Annotated in this window: 18 protein-coding genes; 16 read left to right on the forward strand and 2 right to left on the reverse strand. The window is 57.2% G+C overall.

What is annotated here, in order from left to right; all coding sequences use genetic code 11:
* From JBE38_RS19485 to galE, 5 genes are read left to right on the forward strand one after another with little or no spacing between them, the layout of a single operon-like run.
* Positions 1-1,152: an MFS transporter gene (locus tag JBE38_RS19485; protein WP_342592923.1), complete on the forward strand. Its 1,152-nt coding sequence runs from the start codon at positions 1-3 to the stop codon at positions 1,150-1,152.
* A 48-nt stretch (positions 1,153-1,200) separates the two neighbouring features.
* Positions 1,201-1,851 carry a hypothetical protein gene (locus tag JBE38_RS19490; protein WP_090365812.1) on the forward strand — a complete coding sequence of 217 codons (651 nt, stop codon included), beginning with the start codon at positions 1,201-1,203 and terminating at the stop codon, positions 1,849-1,851.
* Positions 1,844-2,665 (forward strand): NAD(P)-binding domain-containing protein, encoded by an 822-nt coding sequence (locus JBE38_RS19495; RefSeq protein ID WP_205344927.1) that lies wholly within the window; start codon positions 1,844-1,846, stop codon positions 2,663-2,665. Before JBE38_RS19490 ends, JBE38_RS19495 begins: the two co-directional genes overlap by 8 nt.
* Positions 2,662-3,774 carry a MalY/PatB family protein gene (locus JBE38_RS19500; protein WP_090365809.1) on the forward strand — a complete coding sequence of 371 codons (1,113 nt, stop codon included), beginning with the start codon at positions 2,662-2,664 and terminating at the stop codon, positions 3,772-3,774. Before JBE38_RS19495 ends, JBE38_RS19500 begins: the two co-directional genes overlap by 4 nt.
* On the forward strand, positions 3,771-4,760 hold the full coding sequence (gene galE, locus JBE38_RS19505; protein WP_161548365.1) for a UDP-glucose 4-epimerase GalE: 990 nt from the start codon (positions 3,771-3,773) through the stop codon (positions 4,758-4,760). The genes JBE38_RS19500 and galE overlap by 4 nt, the downstream gene beginning before the upstream one ends.
* An 83-nt stretch (positions 4,761-4,843) precedes the next feature.
* Here galE and sfsA read toward each other — a convergent pair whose 3' ends face one another.
* Positions 4,844-5,557, reverse strand: a complete 714-nt coding sequence (sfsA, locus tag JBE38_RS19510; RefSeq protein WP_205344928.1) for a DNA/RNA nuclease SfsA — start codon at positions 5,555-5,557, stop codon at positions 4,844-4,846.
* Complete coding sequence (locus JBE38_RS19515) at positions 5,557-6,729, reverse strand: pyridoxal phosphate-dependent aminotransferase (RefSeq protein ID WP_205344929.1); 1,173 nt, start codon at positions 6,727-6,729, stop codon at positions 5,557-5,559. The genes sfsA and JBE38_RS19515 overlap by 1 nt, the downstream gene beginning before the upstream one ends.
* Positions 6,730-7,047: 318 nt before the next feature.
* Here JBE38_RS19515 and dksA point away from each other — a divergent pair, with 318 nt between their 5' ends.
* From dksA to acs, 11 genes are all read left to right on the forward strand, one after another.
* On the forward strand, positions 7,048-7,491 hold the full coding sequence (dksA, locus tag JBE38_RS19520; RefSeq protein WP_060752245.1) for an RNA polymerase-binding protein DksA: 444 nt from the start codon (positions 7,048-7,050) through the stop codon (positions 7,489-7,491).
* An 83-nt stretch (positions 7,492-7,574) separates the two neighbouring features.
* Positions 7,575-8,462 carry a tRNA glutamyl-Q(34) synthetase GluQRS gene (gene gluQRS, locus JBE38_RS19525; RefSeq protein ID WP_205344930.1) on the forward strand — a complete coding sequence of 296 codons (888 nt, stop codon included), beginning with the start codon at positions 7,575-7,577 and terminating at the stop codon, positions 8,460-8,462.
* Positions 8,463-8,524: 62 nt separating this feature from the next.
* A complete protein-coding gene (locus JBE38_RS19530) occupies positions 8,525-8,701 on the forward strand; it encodes a hypothetical protein (RefSeq protein ID WP_003176118.1) in 177 nt (58 codons plus the stop codon).
* Positions 8,685-11,639, forward strand: a complete 2,955-nt coding sequence (locus JBE38_RS19535) for a sensor histidine kinase (protein ID WP_161548368.1) — start codon at positions 8,685-8,687, stop codon at positions 11,637-11,639. Before JBE38_RS19530 ends, JBE38_RS19535 begins: the two co-directional genes overlap by 17 nt.
* A gap of 22 nt (positions 11,640-11,661) precedes the next feature.
* Complete coding sequence (locus JBE38_RS19540) at positions 11,662-13,101, forward strand: sigma-54-dependent transcriptional regulator (protein ID WP_161548369.1); 1,440 nt, start codon at positions 11,662-11,664, stop codon at positions 13,099-13,101.
* Between the two features lie 711 nt (positions 13,102-13,812).
* A complete protein-coding gene (locus tag JBE38_RS19545) occupies positions 13,813-15,201 on the forward strand; it encodes a polynucleotide adenylyltransferase PcnB (protein WP_205344931.1) in 1,389 nt (462 codons plus the stop codon).
* 2 nt (positions 15,202-15,203) lie between these two features.
* Positions 15,204-15,701, forward strand: a complete 498-nt coding sequence (gene folK, locus JBE38_RS19550) for a 2-amino-4-hydroxy-6-hydroxymethyldihydropteridine diphosphokinase (RefSeq protein ID WP_205344932.1) — start codon at positions 15,204-15,206, stop codon at positions 15,699-15,701.
* A gap of 214 nt (positions 15,702-15,915) precedes the next feature.
* The gene (gene panB / locus JBE38_RS19555) at positions 15,916-16,716 is read left to right on the forward strand and encodes a 3-methyl-2-oxobutanoate hydroxymethyltransferase (RefSeq protein ID WP_205344933.1); all 801 of its coding nucleotides are present in this window, start codon (positions 15,916-15,918) and stop codon (positions 16,714-16,716) included.
* The gene (gene panC, locus JBE38_RS19560) at positions 16,713-17,564 is read left to right on the forward strand and encodes a pantoate--beta-alanine ligase (RefSeq protein ID WP_205344934.1); all 852 of its coding nucleotides are present in this window, start codon (positions 16,713-16,715) and stop codon (positions 17,562-17,564) included. The genes panB and panC overlap by 4 nt, the downstream gene beginning before the upstream one ends.
* Before the next feature lie 214 nt (positions 17,565-17,778).
* Positions 17,779-19,443, forward strand: coding sequence for a glucose-6-phosphate isomerase (pgi, locus tag JBE38_RS19565; protein WP_060752253.1), 1,665 nt, complete (start codon positions 17,779-17,781; stop codon positions 19,441-19,443).
* Positions 19,444-19,547: 104 nt separating this feature from the next.
* The gene (gene acs / locus JBE38_RS19570; protein ID WP_205344935.1) at positions 19,548-21,485 is read left to right on the forward strand and encodes an acetate--CoA ligase; all 1,938 of its coding nucleotides are present in this window, start codon (positions 19,548-19,550) and stop codon (positions 21,483-21,485) included.
* Positions 21,486-21,501: the final 16 nt, after the last annotated feature.

Raw genomic sequence — 21,501 nt, forward strand, 5'->3', positions numbered from 1 at the left:
GTGAGGCGTACTAAAAACCAAATCATCATACTTCTATGCTTTGTTATATCGCTCACAGAACGATTCACACAGGCATCGATACCGCTCATTGTAAACCATTTGAGTCTGTCGGAATTTGAAATGTCTTTATTTTTAAGCGCCATGTCCGCCTCTACTGTTTTTGTAGGTTTGGCCATAGCACCATCAATTGACAACTATGACCAAAGACGTTTTCTCTGCCTGATAGGCTTATTTACGATAGTTGCATCTTTATCATTTTTTCTATTCAATCAAAACCAAGCACTTTTGTGGGGCTGCCTTCTGACATTCAATATCGGCGCCATACTGCGTATAATAAATTTTCGCCGACTTTCAGCCATAAACCACGAAGTAGATAAATCCAAACTTTCCCAAGCCCACACTCGCATGCAGCTATCGATAACTTTAGCGATGGCTCTGGCGCCCATACTCCTCGCAGTAACGGCTACTGACAACTATTTGCACCTCGCTTTTGGCCTACTTGTAAGTTCCATAATTTTAAGCAGTTGCACGTCATCGATCCCGCCCCGCCCCAAAGACTTAACATCAATAAAGTCAGACCGCATCGCTTCTCAAATGCTTACATCAGCCCATCATTTTATATTTATAGGCATGTTATTGTCCGGCCTTTTTCTCAGCACCTTGCTCAAATACTGTCAAAGCATATCGGCAAACCCAATACAACTTTACTCAAACATTTTACTCTCACAAGTTATAGGCCTAATTATTGCCAATAGTATTTTCGAGCGTTTCTTCGCCGGCCAATTCAACCGATATGGCCTTTTAATAATTACCATAGCTATCGCTGAACTGGCTTTTATTTACGCTACGTCAGATGTCGTGATAATTGCCCTTGCCTTTGTCGTTGGCGTGTCTTTTCAAATTATGTTTCTGAGATCCCACAACCAATTTCAGCGCACAATCCCACATGGCTTGACAGCTAAAGCAAATGGTACCCGTGGACTGTACACTTTCATCGGAATCACCATCGGTTACTTCGCAGGCCCTCTACTATATAAATATGGCGGAGCCCCTTTGGTTTTCACGACATGCTGCGCCGTGGCGTTGCTTTTTTTCTGCGTACTCAATCATCTAACCCCCTCTAATTCACACGCTTCCGCCGGTGACCGCTAGGGACAGATCAATGTCAGCTCGACTAATAGCCAAGTGGAGAGATAAATAATGATAGCGCCTTGGAAGTTTCAATGTGAAAACCTCCACATTCAGTTTGAAGCGGAATTTTCTTCGAGGGTTCCAAAGCCTGCACTCGCGCAAGCGCTACAGTTCTTGCCGAATGATGCTGTAATTGGAAACACTGTACTTCTGACCATTTCCAGAATGCGGTCAACTTGCTTTACCGAAGATGATTTTATTACAAGCCATGAAGCCATTTTAAAAATCGCGATTACATTAAACTCCGTTCGCTATTACTTCCCGGTACTTGCTGTTGTCGACGCACCGCACTCCATTGCACGCGGAGCCTTACTGGGCTATTTGAAAGACATTGGCACCGTAGAAACCAAAAACAATTTTAGTCAATTTGAGTGGAAAAATACTAAAAACTTTATAAGCTTAAAGTCCACACATGACGAGATTGAAGATATCTTACTGCTTCCGCACCTCACCTTTCGAAACTATCGCACACCTGATGTAGAGGTAAAAGGCCTGTCAACACTGGATATCAGTGACTACACATGTACGCCGACTCTACGATGCACCTCGATAGCCGCTGAACTTCCCGTTCTGAAAACTCTGGGAATATCACCCATCACGACGTACAAGCTCGGCATGTTATCAGACTCATTTACGCTCAATGGGTGCACCTATGTATAATATCCTTTTTATTGGAAAAGGTTTGATTACTACGTCTTTGGCCGAACATCTCAGCAAAACCGAGTGGAAAATTGACTACTTCTCTCGGACAATGACAAGATTGAACTTAATTGATTTCTCAGAATATGACTATGTAGTTTCTTGCCTTCCCAGCGCAGAAATTGCCACAAAAGTCTGGAACAATATCTTATCAGCTGCTCTGACCAACCAGGCCTTCCAGACAATATTCATTGAACTTTCAACACTCACCTGCAGCGCCATCGCGCAAATAGGCAACTCCTTTAATGATGAGCAGTTGACTTTTATTGAAGCTCCTTTTACAGGCAGCAAAACGGGAGCATTGAAAGGTAGCCTGATCTATTTCGTGCACTCGGAAAGCGCAGACACTCAACATGACCCATTCCTCAAAGCTACTTCTTCGAAAATTTACACGTTCGACTTTATCAGCACAGCAACACAATTCAAATTATTCTATAACCTTTGGGGACTGACTACGCTTGGACTTCTTGGCCAAATGCTACACCTGATGGAGACACTGCCCCAAAGCGAATTGGCCGTAAAAATAATAACCTCACATGATGACTTCTGGATGAATTCAATCGTCCGACAAAAGCTCAACCAAAGCCTGGCACGAAACCATCAGGACATTCATTGCAAGTTAAAGTATGCAAAAAAAGATATAGAGTACGCCCTAGATGAATTTAGCGGTTATAGGTTGGATTTATCTCGATGCCTACTTTCTATTTTAGAGGCGGATCAAGGTAGGTGTTATGACGATCTAGACTTCACCGCAATGAGTGAGTTTTTCCAGTGACGGAATTACGCCCGATCACTCGCCAAGCGGAAAACACACTAGCACTAGCCAAGTATCCTGAAGCACAACCTCACTGGGTAGCGGATATGGCTTTTGCAACGCCAGACGCCATAATTTCCGCTGTCAGAAAAAGGATTGAAGAGGGACACTTCTCTTATCCTAACATCCCGTATTCCGTTTACGAGTCTATCCAGCACTGGTGCAAAAATCAGTATGATTGGAGCATACAGAAAGAATGGATAGTTATAGTTCCGAATACGATATCGGGTGTCAGGACAGCTATCAAAAGCACGTGTCCTCAGGGAACTGTCATGCTACAGTCACCCAATTACAACAAACTGCTTAATTTAAGCAAGGGTTTTCATTTAACACCTTACACAATTGAGTTGACCGATAACGGCAGGCCTTTTACCCTTAGCGATCTACGTCATATAAAACAGACCAATCCGTCTGCAATTGTTCTATGCAACCCTACTAACCCGACTGGCATTGTTTCAATTCAAGAGGAGCTTGAAAGCCTAGCGTTGAGCATTAAAAACCTTGACACAATCGTCATCTCCGATGAAGCTCACGCAGATATAATTCTGGGGCAGCGCCGCCATCTACCAGCGGGCTCGATAAAAGGATTGGAGAATAAATCCATTACCCTTTTATCCCCAAGCAAAACCTTTAACTTAGCCGGTATATCCATCGCCTACGCTGTTATCCCATGCCCAAAAATTCGCGATAAGTTTAAAGAAACCCAGACATTTTATGCCTCGGGCATAAACGCATTGGGGCTTGTGGCGCTTGAAAGTGCTTACTTCAATTGTTCAGATTGGCTCCAAGCACTTCTGCAACAGCTCAAGAGCAACCAAAAAGTCCTCCACACTACATTACGCCATACGTCCCTTAAGTATAAGCCTTCAGAAGCGACCTACCTCGCCTGGATTGATACCCGCGAGACCGACGGCGATGTTTTCGACAAGCTTCTGCAAGCAGGAATTGCAGTATCCAACGGTGAAGAGTTCGGTTCTCCCGGTTGGATCAGGTTTAATTTTGCATGCCCGCAAGATCAGCTGACAACTGCGACATGCACCTTTTTAGATTTATTCAGGAATATCAAATGAAAATTCTCATTACTGGTGGCGCCGGCTACATTGGTAGCACTATTTGCTTGGCACTCGCCGATGCCGGGCATCAGCCGGTTATTCTTGATGAGCAAGCCCTCCCTGCTAATGAAACCTATAATAAATTCTCATACTATCAAGGGGACATTGCTGACAAACATCTTTTGACACAAATCATCGGCGCCCACCCTGACCTATCCTTGGTCATTCATTGCGCTGCCAAAATTGACGTAGCAGAGTCGATTTCACACCCAAGTATTTATTATGAAAACAATTTTTCAAAGTCGATAAGCATGGTTAGCCACCTGCTTGACCTTGGCGTAAAAAAGTTAATTCTAAGCGGAACAGCAGCGCTTTATAGTGCAGACAATGCGCATAGTTTCGATGAGCATGCCCCCCCTACCCCGATGAGCCCATATGCCAGATCCAAGTACTTTCTTGAACTGGCGCTCAAAGATATCTCTAACACCAAGGACTTTCAGTTTCTCATCTTCCGATATTTCAACCCCATTGGCAGTGATCACACATTCAGAACGGGCTTCAGAGGCAGCAACAAAAGCAGCCTATTAAATTCTCTGATCCAATGCGCCACATTGAGGCAGCCGTTTCAAATCAACGGAACTGACTGGAATACCCGAGATGGCTCTACTGTTCGGGACTTTGTGGACGTCGCAGACCTCGCAGCCGCCCACGTGCTGGCCGCACTCGCCTTTGACAACAATAGCTTAGCGGTGCCATTGAATCAGTTTGAGATGCCGGTCATCAATCTGGGCTCCCAGCGGGGCGTTACGGTTCAGGAGTTTGTGTCAGCGTTCATGAGCGCCACTAAATCTGATTTGGTCGTAAACAGGGCTGAGCGCCGTCCGGGTGATATTGTTGGTGGCTATGCCTCCAGTAGGTTGGCCCGTGAACTATTGGGATGGGCACCTTCAACTTCACTTCAGACATCTATTCTTAATTCGATCCGTTGGGCGTCCACCTTATGAAAACAGGTGGGACGCCACTTCTGCAGAGCGCATCAATGCATCGCCGTCTATCGTGGTGATAATCAGGAAATCCGCAATGACCTTCAATCACCCAAAACTATTTGGACCGACCGATCAATCCGGATTTCGTCGTACGTCACTCGTACACCATACGCCAATATTTCAACGCCGGCCGCTTTGGCTTCGAGCAACGCGGCAGCATAGATTGCGTCGATTTCCTTGGCCGGCCGCACCGCATCAACCCCCGATAGACACACGCAGTACAACTGCACCGCCCGCACACCTTCACGCGCCAAGTGCGCCAGCTCACGCAAATGCTTGGCACCGCGCTGGGTCACCGCGTCGGGAAAGGCCGCCACGGAAGAGCCGTCAAACCCCAGCGTCACGCTTTTCACCTCCACATAAGCTGCGCCCTGGGGATATTCCAGGCGAAAGTCGATACGGCTTTTCTCCTGCCCGTAAGGCACCTCGCGCTTCAGCGCGGTAAAGCCGTTGAGCTCAGTGATTACCCCAGCACGCAACGCTTCTTCGACCAGCTGATTGGCGCGCGCCGTGTTGATGCATGCCAATCGGCCCTGAGGCGTTTCGGCGATTTCCCAGGTACCTGGCAGCTTGCGCTTGGGGTCATCGGAACGGCTGAACCAGACCTGCCCACCCTCTAACATGCAATTGAGCATCGAGCCGGTGTTCGGACAGTGAATAGTCAGCAACTCGCCGGCATCCGTTTCGATATCGGTGAGAAAACGCTTGTAACGGCGAATCAGCCGCCCTTGTTCCAGAGGAGGATGAAAGCGCATCAGCCTTGCCAACTCTGCAAGCCGCGAGCAATGCGCTCCACAGCCTCTTCTAGCCGTTCAAGGTTTTGCGTGTAGGCAAAACGCACATGGTGACCGGCTTGATGGCGGCCGAAATCCAGCCCCGGTGTAAAAGCGACATGTTCGGTTTCGAGGAAGTGGCGACAGAACGCGAAGGCATCCCCGCCGAACGCGCTGATATTGGCATACAAATAGAAAGCGCCCTCAGGTTCTACGGCAATACCGAAGCCCAGGTCGCGCAATGCCGGCAGCAGAAAGTCCCGACGGCGACCGAATTCAGCGCGGCGCGCCTCCAGGATCTCCAGGGTTTGTGGGGTAAAGCAGGCCAGCGCCGCATGCTGGGCCATACTTGGCGCGCTGATATAGAGGTTTTGCGCCAGTTTCTCCAGTTCCCCGACAGCGGCGGGAGGCGCTACCAGCCATCCCAGGCGCCAGCCGGTCATACCGAAATACTTCGAAAAACTATTGAGCACAAAGGCATCATCGTCGACTTCCAGCACGCTGGCAGCCTCAGTGCCGTAGGTGAGGCCGTGATAGATCTCGTCTACGACCACGTGGCCCTTGCGCGCCTTGATTGCCCTCGACAACCCGGCCAATTCGTCACGCGTAAGAATCGTACCGGTCGGGTTGGCAGGCGAAGCCACCAGCGCGCCGACGCTGTCGTGATCCCAATACCGCTCAACCAGATCGGCATTCAATTGGTAACGCACCTCCGGACCTACCGGCACCAGCTGCGCAGCCCCCTCCACCAACCGCAGGAAATGCCGGTTACAGGGGTAGCCGGGGTCCGCCAGCAGCCAGTGCTTGCCGGGGTCCACCAACAGGCTGCTCGCCAATAACAAGGCGCCGGAGCCACCGGGCGTAATCAGAATGCGCTCAGGATCGACATCCAGCCCGTAGCGCTGCTGATAGAACCCGCTGATGGCCTCACGCAGCTCAGGCAACCCACGAGCCGCGGTATAGCGGGTCTTGCCGTTGGCCAAGGCCGCCTGCCCCGCCTGAATGATCGGCTCGGCCGTGGTGAAGTCCGGCTCACCGATTTCCAGATGGATCACATCATGACCCGCCGCCTGCAGCTCATTGGCGCGCGCCAGCAACGCCATGACATGAAAAGGTTCGATGGCGCGACTGCGCGCACTATAGGGCTGAGCCATTAGCCTTCCTTAACCGTGAGGACAAAATCCAGATTCTACCGAACCCACGCCGTAAAACATGTTCTATTGCCTGCTCGGCCACTTGAACGGTGCGGGCACACACGCGCAAAACGACTAAAATCAGTATTCGAGACGATTCATACCCAGCCACGACGGGCCGCTGCTATTTACGCCCCCGTGCGATGGGCCTCGACAACCGGGAGTGGCGCACCCCGAATCTATCTGGTAAGTTCGCCCGCTTGCAGCCGCAGGGCCGGCAGGTGTCGGTGACGTTGCAATCCTGCGCAATGGATTAGAAGAGTGAGAGGCGGTCTATTCATGTCCACCCAAGCAAAGCAACAACAATCCTCAGCCCTCAGCGGCTTCACACCTTATGTCGAGACAAAAGGTGAGGAGTACATGGGTGAGCCCATGCGCAAACACTTCTCCAATATCCTGAAGAAGTGGAAGCAGGACTTGATGCAGGAAGTCGACCGTACGGTTGACCACATGAAGGACGAAGCCGCCAACTTCCCGGACCCGGCCGACCGTGCCAGCCAGGAAGAGGAATTCGCCCTCGAGCTGCGCGCCCGTGATCGCGAACGCAAGCTCATCAAGAAAATCGACAAGACCCTGCAACTGATCGAAGACGAGGAATACGGCTGGTGCGAATCCTGCGGCGTCGAGATCGGTATTCGCCGCCTGGAAGCTCGTCCTACCGCAGACCTCTGCGTAGACTGCAAGACCTTGGCTGAAATCAAGGAAAAACAGGTCGGCAAGTAATTCCTGCCGAACTGAACGAATGGGGCGTGCGAACGCCCCATTTTGGTTTCTGGGATTTACCGAATTCCAGTAGTATCCGGCCCATGACAGCCTCTACCTATATCGGGCGTTTCGCCCCCACGCCCAGCGGCCACCTGCATTTCGGCTCGCTGGTTGCAGCCCTCGCCTCCCACCTCGATGCTCGCGCCAACCATGGCCGCTGGCTGATGCGCATGGAAGATCTCGACCCTCCGCGTGAAGAGCCCGGCGCCCAGGCGGCTATTCTGCATGCCCTGGAAAGCTACGGCTTTGAATGGGATGGCGAACTGGTCCGACAAAGCGAGCGGCATGATGCCTACGCCAAAGTGCTGAATGACCTGTTCAGCCACGGCTTGGCATACGCCTGCACCTGCTCACGCAAACAGCTGGAAACCTACAACGGGATTTACCCGGGCCTGTGCCGCAATGCCGGTCATGATCAGCAGGACGCCGCCATCCGTTTGCGTGTTCCAGAGTTGGAGTACCACTTTACCGATCGTGTACAGGGCGAATTCCGACAACACCTGGGCCGCGACGTGGGCGACTTCATCATCCGGCGTCGAGACGGCCTGTATGCCTACCAATTGGCCGTGGTGCTCGACGATGCCTGGCAAGGGGTGACCGATATCGTGCGCGGGGCCGACCTGCTCGACTCCACACCGCGCCAACTGTATCTGCAAGAGTTGTTGGGGCTGCGCCAGCCGCGCTATCTGCATGTGCCGCTGATCATCCAGCCGGACGGTAACAAACTGGGCAAATCCTACCGTTCCCCACCGCTGGCACCCGACCAGGCCACGCCGTTGCTATTGAGAGCATTGCGTGCCCTTGGCCAGCAACCGGGCGACGAACTGCTCCACGCCAGCCCACGGGAGCTGCTCGATTGGGGCATTGCGCACTGGGATGCCGCAAAGATCCCGCGCACACTCACGTTGGCGGAAGCGCAATTAAGCTGAAGGCGCTTGCAGCTTGCCAGCCATCCGTTACCATCGCCGCACGTTTTCACACAGAGGCCAACATGTACATCTATCGATTGGTCCTGCTGCTGGTCGTCGGGATCTACCTGTTTTCCCCCGCCATCATGGATTGGTGGATCGACGCCACGGGCGCCTGGTACCGCCCTTATCTGCTGTGGCTGATCCTGATCGTCGTGACTTTCATCCTGCAGAGCCAAAAAGATGCCGATGAGCTTTAGCCTCACCCAGATGCTGCTGATCAGCGCCGCCTACCTGGCCGCGTTGTTCGGCGTCGCCTGGATCAGTGAGCGCGGAATGATTCCGCGGGCGATCATTCGCCATCCGCTGACCTACACCTTGTCCCTGGGCGTCTACGCCAGTGCCTGGGCGTTCTACGGCACCGTGGGCCTGGCCTATCAATACGGCTATGGCTTTCTCTCCAGCTACCTCGGGGTCTCCGGCGCATTCCTGCTGGCGCCCGTGTTGCTGTATCCGATCCTGAAAATCACCCGCACCTATCAGTTGTCGTCCCTGGCAGACCTGTTTGCCTTTCGCTTTCGCAGCACCTGGGCCGGCGCACTGACCACCGTATTCATGCTGATTGGCGTCCTGCCCTTGCTGGCCCTGCAGATCCAGGCGGTGGCCGACTCCATCAGCATCCTGACCCGCGAGCCGGTGCAGCATCGCGTTGCCCTGGCCTTCTGTGCGTTGATCACCCTGTTCACGATTTTCTTCGGCTCGCGCCATATTGCCGCCCGTGAAAAACACGAAGGCCTGGTATTCGCGATAGCCTTCGAGTCGGTCATCAAGCTGATCGCCATCGGTGGCGTCGGCCTCTACGCGCTGTATGGCGTGTTCGACGGCCCGCAACAGTTGGAGCTGTGGTTGCTGCAAAACCAGACCGCCCTCGCCGCCCTGCACACCCCCTTGCAGGAGGGCCCGTGGCGCACGCTGCTGCTGGTGTTCTTCGCCTCGGCGATCGTGATGCCGCACATGTACCACATGACCTTCACCGAGAACCTCAACCCGCGCTCACTGGTCAGCGCCAGTTGGGGCTTGCCGCTGTTCCTGTTGCTGATGAGCCTGGCAGTGCCGCTGATCCTGTGGGCCGGCCTGAAGCTGGGGGCCACCACCAACCCGGAATACTTCACCCTCGGCGTCGGTATCGCCGCGAATAACCCGGCCCTGGCGCTACTCGCCTACGTGGGCGGTTTATCGGCGGCCAGCGGCTTGATTATCGTGACCACCCTGGCCCTGTCGGGGATGGCGCTCAACCATCTGGTCCTGCCGCTCTACCAGCCGCCCGCCGAAGGCAATATCTACCGCTGGCTGAAATGGACGCGCCGCGCACTGATCGTCGCCATCATCATGGCCGGCTATGGTTTCTACCTGCTGCTGGGCGCCGGGCAAGACCTGGCCAACCTCGGGATCGTCGCGTTCGTCGCCACCTTGCAGTTCCTGCCGGGCGTGTTGTCGGTACTGTACTGGCCCACCGCCAATCGCCGTGGTTTTGTCGCCGGGCTGCTGGCCGGCATCCTGGTGTGGATCGTCACCATGTTGTTGCCGTTGGTCGGCAACCTCCAGGGTTTCTACATCCCGTTGCTGAATATGATTTACGTGCTGGATGACACCAGCTGGCACATGGCGGCGATCGCGTCCCTGGCCGCCAACGTGCTGATGTTCACCCTGATCTCGCTGTTCACCAACGCCAGCCCCGAAGAAACCAGCGCCGCTGAAGCCTGCGCGGTGGATAACGTACGTCGCCCACAACGCCGCGAGCTGCACGCCGCCTCACCCCAGGAGTTCGCCACGCAACTGGCCAAGCCACTGGGTGCCAAGGCGGCCCAGAAAGAAGTCGAACAGGCATTGCGCGATCTCTACCTGCCGTTCGACGAGCGCCGCCCCTATGCGCTGCGCCGCCTGCGTGATCGTATCGAAGCCAACCTTTCCGGCCTCATGGGGCCGAGCGTGTCCCAGGACATGGTCGAAACGTTCTTGCCCTACAAGGCCGGCGGTGAAAACTACGTCACCGAAGACATCCACTTCATCGAGAGCCGGCTGGAGGACTACCACTCACGCCTTACCGGCCTCGCCGCCGAACTCGATGCGCTACGTCGCTACCACCGCCAGACTCTGCAGGAACTGCCGATGGGTGTGTGCTCCCTGGCCAAGGATCAAGAGATTCTGATGTGGAACAAAGCCATGGAAGAACTCACCGGCATCGCCGCCCAGCGGGTAGTAGGTTCACGCTTGAATACCCTGGGCGAGCCGTGGAAAGAACTGCTGCAAGGCTTCATCAACCTGCCCGACGAACACTTGCACAAGCAGCATCTGGCCCTCGACGGCCAGACCCGCTGGCTCAACCTGCACAAGGCGGCGATTGACGAACCCCTCGCCCCCGGCAACAGCGGCCTGGTGCTCCTGGTGGAAGACCTGACCGAAACCCAGATGCTCGAAGACAAACTGGTGCACTCCGAGCGCCTGGCCAGCATCGGCCGACTGGCGGCGGGTGTCGCTCACGAAATCGGCAACCCGATCACCGGTATCGCCTGCCTGGCGCAGAACCTGCGCGAAGAACGCGAAGAAGACGGCGAGATCACCGAGATCAGCGGGCAAATCCTTGAGCAGACCAAACGTGTTTCGCGCATCGTGCAATCGCTGATGAGTTTCGCCCACTCAGGGGCGCATCAGAACCAGGATGAAGCCGTGTGCCTGGCCGAGGTGGCGCAGGATGCCATTGGGCTGCTGGCCTTGAACCGGCGCAATTTCGAAGTACAGTTTTTCAATCTGTGCGACCCGGATCACTGGGTCGACGGCGACTCCCAACGTCTGGCGCAGGTGTTGATCAACCTGCTGTCCAACGCCCGTGACGCATCACCGGCCGGCAGCGCGGTACGTGTCAAGAGCGAGGCTTTCGAGCACACGATCGACCTGATCGTGGAAGACGAGGGCAGCGGCATTCCACAGAACATCATGGACCGATTGTTCGAACCTTTCTTCACCACCAAGGATCCAGGTGAAGGTACCGGTCTGGGCCTTGCACTGGTCTATTCCATCGTTGAAGAGCATTATGGACAAATCACCATCGACAGCCCGGCTGACACCGAAAGCCAACGCGGCACCCGTATCCGGGTGACCTTGCCGCGTCATGTCGAAGCGACGTCCGCTGTGAACTGAGACCGTCGAGAGAATTGAATCAATGCCGCACATTTTGATCGTCGAAGACGAAACCATTATCCGCTCTGCCTTGCGTCGCCTGCTTGAACGTAATCAGTATCAGGTCAGCGAAGCCGGCTCGGTGCAGGAAGCCCAAGAGCGATTCAGCATCCCCACGTTCGACCTGATTGTCAGTGACCTGCGCCTGCCGGGCGCACCGGGCACCGAGCTGATCAAGCTGGGCCAGGGCACCCCGGTGCTGATCATGACCAGCTATGCCAGCCTGCGCTCGGCGGTGGACTCCATGAAGATGGGCGCGGTGGACTACATCGCCAAGCCCTTCGACCACGACGAGATGCTCCAGGCCGTGGCCCGCATCCTGCGCGACCGGCAGTCGGCCGGCAGTGCACAGGCCGAACCGCGCCCCGCTGGCAAGGCCGCCAACGGCGCGGACAAGCCTGGGGTCGACAACAGCAATGGCGAGATCGGCATCATCGGCTCGTGCCCACCGATGCAGGACCTTTACAGCAAGATCCGCAAGGTCGCGCCGACCGACTCCAATGTATTGATCCAGGGCGAATCGGGCACCGGTAAAGAACTGGTGGCCCGTGCGCTGCACAACCTGTCCAAGCGCGCCAAGGCACCGATGATTTCGGTGAACTGCGCGGCGATCCCCGAGTCGCTGATCGAGTCCGAACTGTTCGGCCATGAGAAAGGCGCGTTCACTGGCGCCAGCGCCGGGCGTGCGGGCCTGGTGGAAGCGGCGGACGGCGGCACCTTGTTCCTCGACGAAATCGGCGAACTGCCCCTGGAAGCCCAGGCGCGATTGCTGCGGGTACTGCAGGAAGGTGAGATTCGTCGCGTCGGCTCGGTGCAGTCACAGAAGGTCGACGTGCGATTGATCGCCGCGACCCACCGTGACCTCAAGAGCCTGGCCAAGATCGGCCAGTTCCGCGAAGACTTGTATTACCGCCTGCACGTCATCGCCCTCAAGCTGCCGGCGCTGCGCGAGCGTGGTGCCGACGTCAACGAAATCGCCAACGCGTTCCTGCTGCGTCAAAGTGCGCGCATCAACCGCACCGACCTGAAATTCGCCGCGGACGCCGAGCAGGCGATTCGGCATTACTCGTGGCCGGGTAACGTGCGAGAGCTGGAAAACGCTGTCGAGCGTGCGGTGATCCTGTCGGAAAGCCCGGAAATTTCCGCTGAACTGCTGGGCATCGATATCGAACTCAGCGATCTGGAAGATGATGACTTCCTCGACCTGGCTCCACAGGCGGGCGGCGGTAGCAATACCAGCCATGAGCCGACGGAAGATTTGTCACTGGAAGACTACTTCCAGCATTTCGTCCTGGAGCATCAGGACCACATGACCGAGACCGAACTGGCCCGCAAGCTTGGCGTGAGCCGCAAGTGCTTGTGGGAACGGCGCCAACGCCTGGGTATTCCACGGCGCAAGACCGGGGTAGCCAGCGAAAGCTGAGTGCGCGCGCCTGCGGGTAACACCCTCAGATGTGAAAAAACTGTTACCGCAGAATTTTTACGTAACAAAAGCCGGGGCTTACGGTAACGAAGCCCCGGCTTTTTTTCGTCCGAAAAAACCTCGAAAACCCACCAACCCCCCGTTTTTGCTGGGCGGTGCAAAAGTTGGCACGCACCCTGCTATATGCTTAGTACAAAAACAATAACAAGCTTTGTACAAGACAATAAAAATAAGACGAATCGACTCACGCATAACAAAAACAACACGGCGGAGGCGCAGCTAACTGATTCTTTTGGAGAGGCGTTGCATTTGGGGCTTGCCCCGCAACCAGGCCGAGAACAACAAAAAACTGCCCTAAGGCAGAGCCTGAACTGGTTGGATCGTAGATCAGCAACACAGCGACCAAAGCAATCCGTTTGCTCTTGACTCCCGATTGGGAGTGTCATGAAGGTAAAGCTTCCTGACGAGGGCGATCAACAAAAACAAGAAGCCCGCAATCAATAATAAAAATAGAGCACGCAACTACTTCTGGGGGAGCTTCGGCTCCCCTTGTAGTTTCCGGCGTTTCGCTTGAGCGCTTTGACGATTTAAGGCTTATGGCGCAAGGCCGCAGCTTGTTCCTACACCATCCCCCGACTAAATGCTAGAATCCCCGCCCATCATGCGGTCATTCTTCGTTATGGCCGAACATTCCTTCAAACAGTGCATCCCATGCTGAAGAAGTTGTTCCAGTCATTCCGTTCTCCCTTGCGTCGTACGCAACACAAACGCAGCACGCCTGAAGTGCTCAACAGCAGCCAGCATTCGCTGCAACGCGCTCAATTCAGCCGTTATGCGGTGAATATCGTCGAACGGCTGCAGAACGCCGGCTACCAGGCTTATCTGGTGGGCGGGTGCGTACGCGACATGCTGCTCAATATCACGCCCAAGGACTTCGACGTCGCCACCAGCGCCACGCCTGAGCAAGTGCGCGCCGAGTTTCGCAATGCGCGAATCATCGGCCGACGCTTCAAGCTGGTGCACATCCACTTTGGTCGCGAGATCATCGAGGTCGCGACGTTCCGTGCCAATCACCCGCAAAACGATGAGGAGGAAGACACCAACCAGTCTTCCCGCAACGAGAGCGGGCGCATTCTGCGGGACAACGTCTATGGCACCTTGGAAGAAGACGCGCAACGCCGCGACTTCACCATCAACGCCCTGTATTACGACCCGGTCAGCGAGCGCATTCTCGATTACGCCAATGGCGTCCATGACATTCGCAATAACCTGATTCGCCTGATCGGCGATCCGGCCCAGCGCTACCAGGAAGACCCGGTCCGTATGCTGCGCGCGGTGCGCTTTGCCGCCAAGCTGAACTTCGGTATCGAGAAGCACACGGCCGCGCCGATTCGTGAACTGGCGCCAATGTTGCGCGAGATTCCTTCCGCGCGCCTGTTCGAAGAAGTACTCAAGCTGTTCCTCTCGGGCTACGCCGCCGACACGTTCGAAATGCTGGTCGACCTGCAGTTGTTCGACCCTCTGTTCCCGGCCAGCGCCGAGGCCCTGGAATACAACCCGACCTACACCCATACGTTGATCAGCGAAGCGCTGATCAACACCGACCTGCGCATCAAGCAGAACAAGCCGGTAACCCCGGCGTTCCTGTTTGCCGCCCTGTTGTGGCCTGCCCTGCCCAAGCGTGTACTGCGCCTGCAAGAGCGCGGCATGCCGCCGATTCCTGCCATGCAGGAAGCCGCTCACGAGCTGATCGCCGAGCAGTGCCAGCGCATCGCCATCCCGAAACGCTTCACCATGCCGATCCGCGAGATCTGGGACATGCAGGAACGCCTGCCACGCCGCAGCGGCAAACGCGCCGACCTGCTGCTGGACAACCCGCGTTTCCGCGCCGGCTACGACTTCCTGTTGCTGCGCGAAAGCGCTGGGGAACAGACCGACGGTCTGGGCGAATGGTGGACTGACTATCAGGACGCCAATGACAGCCAGCGCCGCGACATGATTCGCGACCTCGGCAGCAAAGGTGACACAGAAGGCCCGAAAAAACGTCGCCGCAGCGGTGCCAAACGCAAGCGCAGCGGCGCCGATGCCGCAGGCGAATAACCGTGGAACGCATCTACATCGGCATGGGCAGCAACCTCGCTGCCCCGCAGCAGCAATTGCGCAACGCCTTGCAGGCGTTGGCGCTATTACCTGGTACCACCCTCGCAGGGGTATCGGCGTTCTATCAAAGTGACTCCCTGCTCCCAGGCCAGCCGCGCTACACCAATGCCGTTGCGGCGCTGGACAGCAGCCTGGCGCCACTGGAGCTGCTGGATGCGCTGCAAGCCATCGAGCACAACCAGGGCCGCGAACGCCTGGAACGCTGGGGGCCGCGCACGCTGGACCTGGACATCGTGCTGTTTGGCGATCGCCTGATCGACGAGCCCCGCCTGAAAGTACCGCACTACCAGATGCATGTTCGACCGTTCGTGCTGTACCCATTGGCGGAATTGGCCCCTGCCGATCTGCAACTGCCGGATGGCCAGCGACTCAGCGCGCTGCTTGAAGCTTGCCCGTTTGTCGGCCTGGAGCGCCTGCCTGCGGCTGAATCGCATCAGTAACACGGGTAACACTCCACTCGTAACAATGCGGTAACACATCCAATTGACTTCCCGTGTCCTCCTCACGACTATAGGCGTCCCGCCGCCGCCAACCCGGCGCTGAAGGGCGCAATCCAGGCCATATAAGCACTGCTTTCAAGACAGTGCGCCTGTATAAACGAAGACTCACGCGCGTTACTCGCTGTTTCCAAGCGCCTGAACGAGGACCCTTTTCATGCCAAGCATTACCCTGACCACCTTGCAGAGCCTCAAGCTCAAGGGTGAAAAAATCACCATGCTGACCTGCTACGACGCCACCTTCGCCCACGTCAGCTGCCAGGCCGGGGTCGAGGTGCTCCTGGTGGGCGACTCCCTGGGCATGGTTCTTCAAGGGAATGACAGCACCCTGCCGGTGACCACCGATGAACTGGCCTACCACACCGCCAGCGTCAAGCGCGGTAACGACGGCGCGTTCATCATCGCCGACCTGCCATTCATGGCTTACGCCACCCCCGAGCAGACATTCCAGAACGCCGGCAAACTCATGCAAGCTGGCGCGCACATGGTCAAGATCGAGGGCGCCGTATGGCTCGCCGACTCGATTCGCCTGCTGGCTGAACGCGGAGTTCCGGTGTGTGTGCACATGGGCCTGACGCCGCAGTCGGTGAACATCCTCGGCGGCTACAAGGTTCAAGGCCGCAATGAAGCCCAGGCACGCCAGATGCGCGCCGATGCCATTGCCCTGGAACAGGCCGGCGCCGCGATGATCCTGCTGGAGTGCGTACCGAGCGAACTCGCCGCTGAAATCACCCAAGCCGTCAAAGTGCCGGTGATCGGCATTGGTGCCGGGTCCGCGACCGATGGTCAGGTACTGGTAGTGCACGACATGCTCGGCCTGTCCATAAGCGGCCATGTGCCCAAGTTCGTAAAGAACTTCATGGACGGCCAGGACAGCATCCAGGCAGCACTAAGCGCATACGTTCGTGAAGTCAAAGCGGTCACTTTCCCAGGCGCCGAACACGGGTTCTCTGCATGAACACTGTCAAGACCGTACGTGAACTGCGGGCCGCCGTGACCCACGCGCGCAGCGCCGGCAAGCGCATCGGCTTCGTGCCGACCATGGGGAACCTGCACAGCGGCCATGCCACCCTGGTCACCAAGGCGGCTCAGCAGTCGGACTTCGTAGTCGCGAGTATCTTCGTCAACCCGCTGCAATTCGGCGCCGGCGAAGATTTGGACAAATACCCTCGCACCCTCGCCGCCGACCAGGAAAAGCTGCTGCAAGCCGGCTGCAACCTGCTGTTTGCACCGACCGTCGAGGAAATGTACCCAGGCGGCATGACGGGCCAGACCCGCGTCAGCGTCCCGCAGTTGTCCGAAGGCCTGTGCGGGGCCAGCCGCCCCGGGCACTTCGAAGGCGTGGCGACGGTGGTCAGCAAGCTGTTCAACATGGTCCAGCCGGACATGGCCGTATTTGGCCAGAAGGATTACCAGCAGTTGGCGGTGATCCGTGCCATGGTCCATGACCTGAACATGCCGATCCAGATCATCGGCGAGCCCACCGTACGTGCCGAAGACGGCCTCGCGCTGTCTTCGCGCAACGGCTACCTCACCGAGGAGCAGCGCGCTATTGCTCCGGTGCTCTATCGCAGCCTCAGCCAGATTGCCGCCTCAATCAATGCCGGTGACAAAGACTTCGCCACGTTGCGTGCCGAACAGGTGCAGCAGATCGAAGCTGCCGGCCTGCGCGTCGACTACCTCGAAGTGCGCCAGGGCGTGCATCTGCGTCCAGCCACGGCCGAGGACCGCGATGTGGTGATTCTGGTAGCCGCCTATCTGGGCGCCACTCGCCTCATCGACAACCTGCATTTGACCCTCAACTGAACACCTTCATTTGCCCTCCTCGCTGGGCCGGTATAAAAAAGTACCGGCTACAGCGCAGACAAAGCCAAGACATATCGACACGCTAGGTTTAATGTAATCGCCCTGCGCTCTTGGTTAGCGCTGTCCGGCATCGGCCGCTTGATCAAAGACAGGACGTTCCGGACTTTGAAGTGTCCTAAAGGCAGTCCCCGTAATAAAAAGGAAACCCGCAGCGATGGCGTACTACCGCACTCCTCATGACGTTACCGCTCTGCCCGCCTGGCAAGCGCTCAATCAACATCGCCAAGCCATGCAGGATTTCAGCATGCGCGAGGCATTCAATGCCGATCCCCAGCGCTTTTCCCAATTCACCTTGAGCAGCTGCGGGCTTTTCCTCGATTACTCGAAAAACCTGATCACTCGCGAAACCCGTGACCTGCTGGTGGGCCTGGCCAACGAAGTCGGCCTCAAGGACGCGATCAACTCGTTGTTCGCCGGTGAGCCGGTCAACTCGTCCGAAGGCCGACCTGCCCTGCACACCGCCCTGCGCCGCCCGGTGGGCGACAAATTGTCGGTCAACGGCGTGAACATCATGCCGGACGTGCACAAGGTGCTGAACCAGATCACGGACCTGGTCGGCCGCATCCACGACGGCCTGTGGCGGGGTTACACCGAGAAGCCGATCACCGACGTGGTGAACATCGGCATCGGTGGCTCGTTCCTCGGCCCGGAGCTGGTCTCCGAAGCGCTGTTGTCCTACGCCCATAAAGGCGTGCGCTGCCATTACCTGGCGAACATCGACGGCAGCGAGTTCCACGAGCTGACCATGAAACTGCGCGCCGAAACCACGCTGTTCATCGTCTCGTCGAAATCCTTCAACACCCTCGAAACCCTGAAAAACGCCCAGGCCGCCCGCGCCTGGTACCTGGCCCAGGGTGGCTCGGAAGCGGAGCTGTACCGCCACTTCATCGCCGTGTCGAGCAACAACGCAGCGGCGGTAGCTTTCGGTATCCGCGAAGAAAACATCTTCCCGATGTGGGACTGGGTCGGCGGCCGTTACTCGCTGTGGTCGGCCATCGGCTTGCCAATCGCCCTGGCCATCGGCATGTCCAACTTCAAGGAACTGCTGTCCGGTGCGTACACCATGGACCAGCACTTCCAGAACGCGCCATTCGAAGCCAACATGCCGGTACTGCTGGGCTTGCTGGGCGTGTGGTACGGCAACTTCTGGGGTGCGCAGAGCCATGCGATCCTGCCGTACGACCACTATCTGCGTAACATCACCAAGCACTTGCAACAGCTGGACATGGAATCCAACGGCAAGAGCGTGCGCCAGGACGGTACACCGGTGTCCACCGATACCGGCCCGGTGATCTGGGGTGGCGTAGGCTGCAACGGTCAACACGCTTACCACCAGTTGCTGCACCAAGGGACCCAACTGATCCCGGCCGACTTCATCGTGCCGATCGTCAGCTTCAACCCGGTGTCCGACCACCATCAGTGGCTGTACGCCAACTGCCTGTCCCAGAGCCAGGCATTGATGCTGGGCAAAACCCGCAGCGAAGCCGAAGCCGAACTGCGCGACAAGGGCCTCCCGGAAGCCGAAGTACAGAAACTGGCTCCGCACAAGGTGATCCCGGGCAACCGCCCAAGCAACACCCTCGTGGTTGAACGCATCAGCCCTCGCCGCCTGGGCGCCCTGGTGGCGATGTATGAACACAAAGTGTTCGTGCAAAGCGTGATCTGGGGCATCAACGCCTTCGACCAATGGGGCGTGGAGCTGGGTAAAGAGCTGGGCAAAGGCGTCTACAACCGCCTGACCGGCACCGAAGAGACCTCCGCCGAGGACGCTTCGACCCAGGGCCTGATCAACTACTTCCGTGGTCGTCACCGCGGCTGATAGCGGTAATACAGGGCCAACGTCCGCTTGGACGTTGGCCTTGAACCCTCCCCCCACAGGGTGCATCTTTATGACTTGTCGCAAAACAAGAATAAGGAGCGCTCATGTTCGATATCAGCCAGTATCCCCACGCCGATGCCGTCCGCCGGGCTGCGCAACTCAGTCAAGAGGACTACCAGCGCCTCTATCGTCAATCCATCGAGCAACCCGATACCTTCTGGGCTGAACAAGCCAAGGGCTTTCTCGACTGGATCACCCCCTGGCATACCGTGCACAGCGCCGATATCCGCAGCGGCGCCGCCCAATGGTTCGCCGGCGGCCAACTGAACGTCAGTTACAACTGTATCGACCGTCACCTGGCACAACGTGCCGATCAACCGGCCTTCATCTGGGAAGGCGATGATCCTGCCCATGCTTGCAGCATTACCTACCGCCAACTCCACCAGAAGGTCAGCCGCCTGGCCAACGTACTGAAAAGCCGTGGTGTGAAGAAAGGCGACCGGGTGTGCATCTACATGCCGATGATTCCCGAGGCCGCCTACGCCATGCTGGCCTGCACGCGAATCGGGGCCGTGCACTCGGTAGTGTTTGGCGGGTTCTCGCCGGATGCCCTGCGCGACCGCATTCTCGACGCGGACTGCCGCACCGTGATAACCGCCGATGAAGGCTTACGCGGCGGCAAGCCGATCGCACTGAAGAAGAATGTCGACAAAGCCCTGGCCAGTTGCCCGAACGTCAGCACGGTGCTGGTGGTACAACGCACGGGCGCTGCCGTGAACTGGAGCGAGGGCCGTGACCTTGCGTACCAGCAAGCCCTGGATACCGCCAGCGAGCACTGCCCGCCCGAGCCGATGGATGCCGAAGACCCATTGTTCATCCTGTACACCTCCGGCAGCACCGGCAAACCCAAGGGCGTCCTGCACACCACCGGAGGCTACCTGCTGCAGGCGGCGATGACCTTCAAATACGTGCTCGATTACCGCGACGGCGAAGTGTTCTGGTGCACGGCCGACGTGGGTTGGGTCACCGGGCACAGTTACATCGTGTATGGTCCGCTGGCCAACGGCGCCACCTCGCTGATGTTCGAAGGCGTGCCGAGCTACCCCGATAGTTCGCGCTTCTGGCAGGTGATCGACAAACACCAGGTCAATATCTTCTATACCGCGCCCACCGCGCTGCGCGCCCTGATGCGTGAAGGCCACGGCCCGCTGGAGCACACCTCACGCGCCAGCCTGCGCCTGCTGGGCAGCGTCGGCGAGCCGATCAACCCGGAAGCCTGGGATTGGTATTTCAACGCGGTGGGCGAGCAGCGCTGCCCGATTGTGGATACCTGGTGGCAGACAGAAACCGGCGGCATCATGCTCAGCCCACTGGTCAGCGCTCAGCGCATCAAACCCGGCTGTGCGACCCGGCCAATGTTTGGCGTACACCCCGTGCTGCTGGACGAGCACGGCAAGGAACTCAGCGGCGCCGGCAGCGGCATTCTCGCGATCAAAGCCAGCTGGCCGGGGCAGATCCGCAGCGTCTACGGCGACCCGCAGCGCATGATCGACACCTATTTCAAACCTTACCCCGGCTACTACTTCACCGGCGACGGCGCACGTCGCGATGAAGATGGCGACTATTGGATCACTGGACGCATCGATGACGTGATCAATGTCTCCGGGCATCGTATCGGTACCGCCGAAGTGGAAAGCGCCCTGGTGCTGCATGACCAGGTGGCCGAGGCCGCAGTGGTGGGCTACCCCCATGATGTCAAAGGCCAGGGTATCTACGCGTTCGTTACGCCGATGAATGGCGTCGAGCCCAGCGACGCCTTGAAGCAACACCTGCTGGACCTGGTAAGCCAGGAAATCGGCAGCTTTGCCAAGCCGGAATTGATCCAATGGGCGCCGGCCTTGCCGAAAACCCGCTCGGGAAAGATCATGCGACGCATATTGCGCAAGATCGCCTGCAACGAACTGGACAGCCTCGGTGATACCTCGACCCTGGCCGACCCCAGCGTCGTGGACGGCCTGATCGACAAACGCCTGAACCGATAGGAAATCCCGAGTCGCC

Origin of the sequence: Pseudomonas sp. ICBG1301, assembly GCF_016918385.1 — a bacterium.
Lineage (GTDB): Bacteria > Pseudomonadota > Gammaproteobacteria > Pseudomonadales > Pseudomonadaceae > Aquipseudomonas > Aquipseudomonas palleroniana.

Bases quoted from the DNA above. Each gene is read 5' to 3' on its own strand.
- JBE38_RS19540 (WP_161548369.1), top strand. From the start codon at position 11,662: ATGCCGCACATTTTGATCGTCGAAGACGAAACCATTATCCGCTCTGCC.
- acs (WP_205344935.1), top strand. From the start codon at position 19,548: ATGTTCGATATCAGCCAGTATCCCCACGCCGATGCCGTCCGCCGGGCT.
- dksA (WP_060752245.1), top strand. From the start codon at position 7,048: ATGTCCACCCAAGCAAAGCAACAACAATCCTCAGCCCTCAGCGGCTTC.
- pgi (WP_060752253.1), top strand. From the start codon at position 17,779: ATGGCGTACTACCGCACTCCTCATGACGTTACCGCTCTGCCCGCCTGG.
- JBE38_RS19495 (WP_205344927.1), top strand. From the start codon at position 1,844: ATGTATAATATCCTTTTTATTGGAAAAGGTTTGATTACTACGTCTTTG.
- JBE38_RS19535 (WP_161548368.1), top strand. From the start codon at position 8,685: ATGCCGATGAGCTTTAGCCTCACCCAGATGCTGCTGATCAGCGCCGCC.
- JBE38_RS19530 (WP_003176118.1), top strand. From the start codon at position 8,525: ATGTACATCTATCGATTGGTCCTGCTGCTGGTCGTCGGGATCTACCTG.
- gluQRS (WP_205344930.1), top strand. From the start codon at position 7,575: ATGACAGCCTCTACCTATATCGGGCGTTTCGCCCCCACGCCCAGCGGC.
- galE (WP_161548365.1), top strand. From the start codon at position 3,771: ATGAAAATTCTCATTACTGGTGGCGCCGGCTACATTGGTAGCACTATT.
- JBE38_RS19545 (WP_205344931.1), top strand. From the start codon at position 13,813: ATGCTGAAGAAGTTGTTCCAGTCATTCCGTTCTCCCTTGCGTCGTACG.
- panC (WP_205344934.1), top strand. From the start codon at position 16,713: ATGAACACTGTCAAGACCGTACGTGAACTGCGGGCCGCCGTGACCCAC.
- sfsA (WP_205344928.1), bottom strand. From the start codon at position 5,557: ATGCGCTTTCATCCTCCTCTGGAACAAGGGCGGCTGATTCGCCGTTAC.
- JBE38_RS19515 (WP_205344929.1), bottom strand. From the start codon at position 6,729: ATGGCTCAGCCCTATAGTGCGCGCAGTCGCGCCATCGAACCTTTTCAT.
- panB (WP_205344933.1), top strand. From the start codon at position 15,916: ATGCCAAGCATTACCCTGACCACCTTGCAGAGCCTCAAGCTCAAGGGT.
- JBE38_RS19490 (WP_090365812.1), top strand. From the start codon at position 1,201: ATGATAGCGCCTTGGAAGTTTCAATGTGAAAACCTCCACATTCAGTTT.